At 66.9% G+C, this 4,560-nt stretch carries 4 protein-coding genes; 1 reads left to right on the forward strand and 3 read right to left on the reverse strand.

Annotated elements, in window-relative coordinates:
• Window positions 1–110: 110 nt before the first annotated feature.
• The 3 genes from ACWDU1_RS29895 to ACWDU1_RS29905 all read right to left on the reverse strand — a co-directional run bounded on the left by ACWDU1_RS29895 (window position 111) and on the right by ACWDU1_RS29905 (window position 3,176).
• The gene (locus ACWDU1_RS29895; protein WP_450003588.1) at window positions 111–524 is read right to left on the reverse strand and encodes a limonene-1,2-epoxide hydrolase family protein; all 414 of its coding nucleotides are present in this window, start codon (window positions 522–524) and stop codon (window positions 111–113) included.
• A 136-nt stretch (window positions 525–660) separates the two neighbouring features.
• Window positions 661–1,953: a serine hydroxymethyltransferase gene (gene glyA / locus ACWDU1_RS29900; RefSeq protein ID WP_450003589.1), complete on the reverse strand. Its 1,293-nt coding sequence runs from the start codon at window positions 1,951–1,953 to the stop codon at window positions 661–663.
• Window positions 1,954–1,976: 23 nt separating this feature from the next.
• Window positions 1,977–3,176 (reverse strand): DUF885 domain-containing protein, encoded by a 1,200-nt coding sequence (locus ACWDU1_RS29905; protein ID WP_450003590.1) that lies wholly within the window; start codon window positions 3,174–3,176, stop codon window positions 1,977–1,979.
• 182 nt (window positions 3,177–3,358) lie between these two features.
• Here ACWDU1_RS29905 and coaA point away from each other — a divergent pair, with 182 nt between their 5' ends.
• Window positions 3,359–4,291 (forward strand): type I pantothenate kinase, encoded by a 933-nt coding sequence (gene coaA / locus ACWDU1_RS29910; RefSeq protein ID WP_450003591.1) that lies wholly within the window; start codon window positions 3,359–3,361, stop codon window positions 4,289–4,291.
• Window positions 4,292–4,560: the final 269 nt, after the last annotated feature.

Raw genomic sequence — 4,560 nt, forward strand, 5'->3', positions numbered from 1 at the left:
CCTCGAGACTTGTGGCTTCGCCACATGCGCTTCGAGGGCTGAGAGCCGACGCGGGCCGAACCCTTCAAGGGGCTCGCTGAACTCGCCGCGTAATCGGTGGCCCCATGCGGTTACTTTCCGAAAACCGCCTTGATGACGCCGACGGCCGTGCCGCGGAGGAAGTTCTCCCAGCTGAAATGGTCGTGCCACAGGATGATCCGGCCGTCGCGGAGTTCGAAGGTGCCCATCACCCAGAACTCGATGGTCACCGGCCCGAACCGCAGGAAATCGGTGCGGTCGGTGAGGACGATATCTCCATCGGCGGCGATATGGTGCATCGTCGCCGAGAAACCGAACCGGTCCCCGTCCAGTCCGCGCAGCAGCTTCCCGACCCGGCGCGCCCCCCGCACATCCGGCAGCGACGTGTTCTTCCAGACGATATCCGGATGCACCAGTTCCAGCGCCTCGTCGAGCGCCCCCACCTCCATGGAAGTGAAGAATTCCCGAACCGTGGTCACGGCGTCCTGCGTCAGCTCGCTCTCCATACCTTCGAGCCTAGGCCGGGAGGGCGGGCTGGCATACCCTCACTCGTTCAGGTGGGGAGGTGACCTTACTCGTCATTCCGAACTCACCTTCGCGAAGTGGTCACCCCACCCCACCCCGCGAAGCCGCCGCTCCAACTCACAACAGGTTCCAGTCCTCCAGGCCCTGGTAGAGCGGGAAGTCCTGAGCGAGTTTCTTGACCCGGCCGCGCAGCGCGTCCAGATCCGACCCGCCGGCCAAGGCGGTCGCGATGATATCGGCGACCTCGGTGAACTCGGTGTCGCCGAAGCCACGGGTCGCGAGGGCGGCCGTGCCGATCCGGAGACCGGAGGTGACCATCGGCGGGCGGGGGTCGAACGGGACCGCGTTGCGGTTGACGGTGATGCCGACCTCGTGCAGCAGGTCTTCGCCCTGCTGGCCGTCGAGGTCGGAGTTGCGCAGGTCCACCAGCACCAGATGGACGTCGGTGCCGCCGGTGAGCACGCTGATGCCTTTACCGGCCACATCGGCGCCCGTCAGGCGTTCGGCGAGGATCTTGGCGCCGGAGACCGTGCGCTGCTGGCGCTCGGCGAACTCGGGGGTCCCGGCGATCTTGAAGGCGACCGCCTTGGCCGCGATGACGTGCATGAGCGGGCCGCCCTGCTGGCCCGGGAACACCGAGCTGTTGAGCTTTTTGGCGTAGTCCTGTTTGGCCAGGATCAGTCCCGAACGCGGACCACCCAGGGTTTTGTGCACGGTGGAGGACACCACGTCGGCGTAGGGCACCGGCGAGGGATGGAGTCCGGCCGCGACCAGTCCGGCGAAATGGGCCATATCGACCCACAGGTAGGCGCCGACCTCGTCGGCGATCTCCCGGAACGCCGCGAAATCCTGGTGCCGGGGGTAGGCCGACCAGCCGGCCACGATCACCTTCGGTTTGGAGTCGCGGGCGATGGCCCGGACGTTCTCCATATCGACACGGTGGTCCTCTTTGGAGACCCCGTAGGAATGGACCTCGTACAGCTTGCCGGAGAAGTTCAGCCGCATGCCGTGGGTGAGGTGACCGCCGTGCGCCAGGTCCAGGCCGAGCAGGCGGTCGCCGGGATCCATCAGCGACATGAGTACGGCGGCGTTGGCCTGGGCGCCGGAATGCGGCTGCACATTCGCGAAATCCGCGCCGAACAGGGTTTTGGCGCGTTCGCGGGCCAGGTTCTCCACGACGTCGACGTGCTCGCAGCCGCCGTAGTAGCGGCGGCCGGGGTACCCCTCGGCGTATTTGTTGGTGAGCACACTGCCCTGCGCCTGCAGTACCGCGCGCGGCACGAAGTTCTCCGACGCGATCATCTCCAGGGTGTCGCGCTCCCGGGCGAGCTCACCCGCCATCGCGGCCGCGAGTTCCGGATCGAGTTCACCGAGGGACTGGGTATTGACAGAGGCGGTCGTCTGCGTCACCACGCCAGTGTATGGGGAGCCGGTTACGCGGCTGCGCGAAGGGTGGAGGGGATCAGGGGTTCGTCGAGCAGGCGGCGGAATCGCTCGGCGCGGTCGTCTTCGCCGGTGGCCCGGTCCAGCCAGCCGCCGAGCAGCCGGTAGCCCTCCACATAGGTGCTGGTGTAGGCGCGCCACAGCGGTGAGGAGAGGAAGCGCAGGCTCTGCCGGGCGCGTTCGGCGGTCGTCAGCGACCAGCGCTGCAGAAAAACCGCCACATCGTCGACGCTCCTGCCCTGGTCGTGCAGCATGAGCGCGGCGTCCTGGCGGACACTCAGCAGCTGCCCGGATGCCTCGGAGAGCCGTTCGGCCCGTTCCCCGTCGAACCGCAGGCCGAGGTCCGCGTAGATCTCCTGCGCCCACACACCCCATCCCGGCCCGACGATGGACCGGAGCGCGAGATCGGCCAGCCCCTCGGCCATCAGGCACTGCGGGGTGTTCACCAGGAAGATCTGCTGCTCCCCCTGACCGGCCGCCACCAGGCCGGCCTCCTTGCGGCAGTGCTCGGTGTGATGCCCCGGATACGCCTCGTGCGCGATCAGCTTGGGCAGCATCGCCATGGGCTGGCGCAGATCGGAGTTGATCGCGACCTTCGAGTGGTAGCCGCCCAGGTAATAGTTGAACCCGGACCACGGTTTGTCGCCGACCACCTCGTAGGTGACATGTTCGTTGTCGGGCAGCGGATACCGCGCCCGCACGAGTTCGCGCAGCGCGCCGGAGAAGGCATGGACACACTCCTCCAGCCGCTCGGGTGCGATCTCGTCGGCCTTACGATGCGCGGCCATCCGTTCGGCCAGTGGGCCCGACCCGCCCAGCACCTCGTCGATCTTGCGGTGCGCTTCCCGGTACTGTGCCTCGTCCCCGGCCGCGATATCCACATCGAAATAAGCGGACACCTCGTCGACGAAGCCGATCTCGTCGCCGGCGAATTTGCGGCCGGAACATTCCAGCGCCCGCAGATGCGCCTCGAGAAAAGCGGTCCGCTGCGGTTCCAGCCCCGCGGACGGCAGTTCACCGCGCAGCCGCGCGGCGGTGCGGGCGAGATCGCGAGGTTCGGGAGCGGGCGCGTTCTGCACGTCCCGGCGCAGTTGGGGGTCGGCGGTGTAGGCGTCGACGAATCCCTCCTCGAGCCGGTCGAATGCCAGACCGAGCCGCAGGTATTCGGTCACCAGGGGGTGGGCGTGCATGGTCCCGACGATAGCCGCGGACCGACCCCCTCGTCCGTCCGATTCCCTCGCGGGGGCAGAATTCAGCCATGAGGGCACAGTCAGCGGTCCGGACCGACCCACGTCGGGACGGCGGCAACGACGGTCTCCTGCACGAGCGGCGCCGCGAACACCAGTGTCCGGCAGAGTGGAGCGCTGAGTAGATGGCCAAGGCGAGCGAGCCGAGCCCGTATGTGGAGTTCGACCGGAAGCGGTGGCGCGAACTGCGCAAATCGACTCCCCTGGTGCTCACCGAAGAGGAATTGATCGGCCTGCGCGGCCTGGGCGAGCAGATCGATCTGGAAGAGGTCGCGGAGGTCTACCTGCCGCTGGCCCGGCTCATCCACCTGCAGGTGGCGGCCAGGCAGCGGTTGTTCGCGGCGACCGCGACCTTCCTCGGTGAATCCCACCCCGACAAACAGGTGCCGTTCGTGATCGGGGTCGCCGGCAGTGTGGCGGTGGGTAAATCCACCACCGCCCGCGTCCTGCAGGCGCTGCTGGCCCGCTGGGATCACCATCCGCGCGTCGACCTGGTGACCACCGACGGATTCCTCTACCCCACCGCCGAACTCACCCGCCGCGGCATCATGCATCGCAAGGGCTTCCCCGAGAGCTACGACCGGCGCAAACTGCTGCGTTTCGTCACCGAGGTGAAATCGGGCGCCGAAGAAGTGTGCGCACCCGTCTATTCACATATCTCCTACGACATCGTGCCCGGCGAGTTCCACTGCGTCCGCCAACCCGACATCCTGATCGTCGAGGGTTTGAACGTCCTGCAGACCGGCCCGCGCCTGATGGTGTCGGACCTGTTCGATTTCTCCATCTACGTCGACGCGCGGATCGAAGATATCGAGAGCTGGTATGTGCGCAGGTTCCTGAGCCTGCGCGAAACGGGCTTCGCGGATCCGAAAGCCCATTTCCACCACTACGCGAAATTCTCCGACTCCGAGGCGACGGCGGCGGCGAAGGACATCTGGAATTCGACCAACCGCCCGAACCTGGTGGACAACATCCTGCCCACCCGCCCCCGCGCGACCCTGGTACTGCGCAAGGACTCCGACCACGCCATCAACCGCCTCCGGTTGCGGAAGTTGTAATCCTGGACCGCCTCCGCTCGAGGTTCAGGGTCTCGTATGACTCGGCGACGAGGGGTGGTGCGTTCTGTGGATACGCGCGGTGGGCATCGGGAAGCGGTGGTGGGGCGGTGGCCTGTTGTCACACGGGGGCCGTGAAGGAGTTTTTGGCGGGCTTGCTCGCCAAGGTGAGACAGGTGACCTTGCTCGCCAAGGTGGGGAGGTGAGTTTGCTTGCGCAAGGTAGGTGGGTGGCCTTGCCGGTCGAGGGTGGGTAGGTGACCCTGCTCGCCA

This window comes from Nocardia sp. NPDC003345 (assembly GCF_053589395.1).

Coding starts and splice junctions, on each gene's coding strand:
- ACWDU1_RS29895 (WP_450003588.1), bottom strand. CDS start 524: ATGGAGAGCGAGCTGACGCAGGACGCCGTGACCACGGTTCGGGAATTC.
- ACWDU1_RS29905 (WP_450003590.1), bottom strand. CDS start 3,176: ATGCACGCCCACCCCCTGGTGACCGAATACCTGCGGCTCGGTCTGGCA.
- coaA (WP_450003591.1), top strand. CDS start 3,359: ATGGCCAAGGCGAGCGAGCCGAGCCCGTATGTGGAGTTCGACCGGAAG.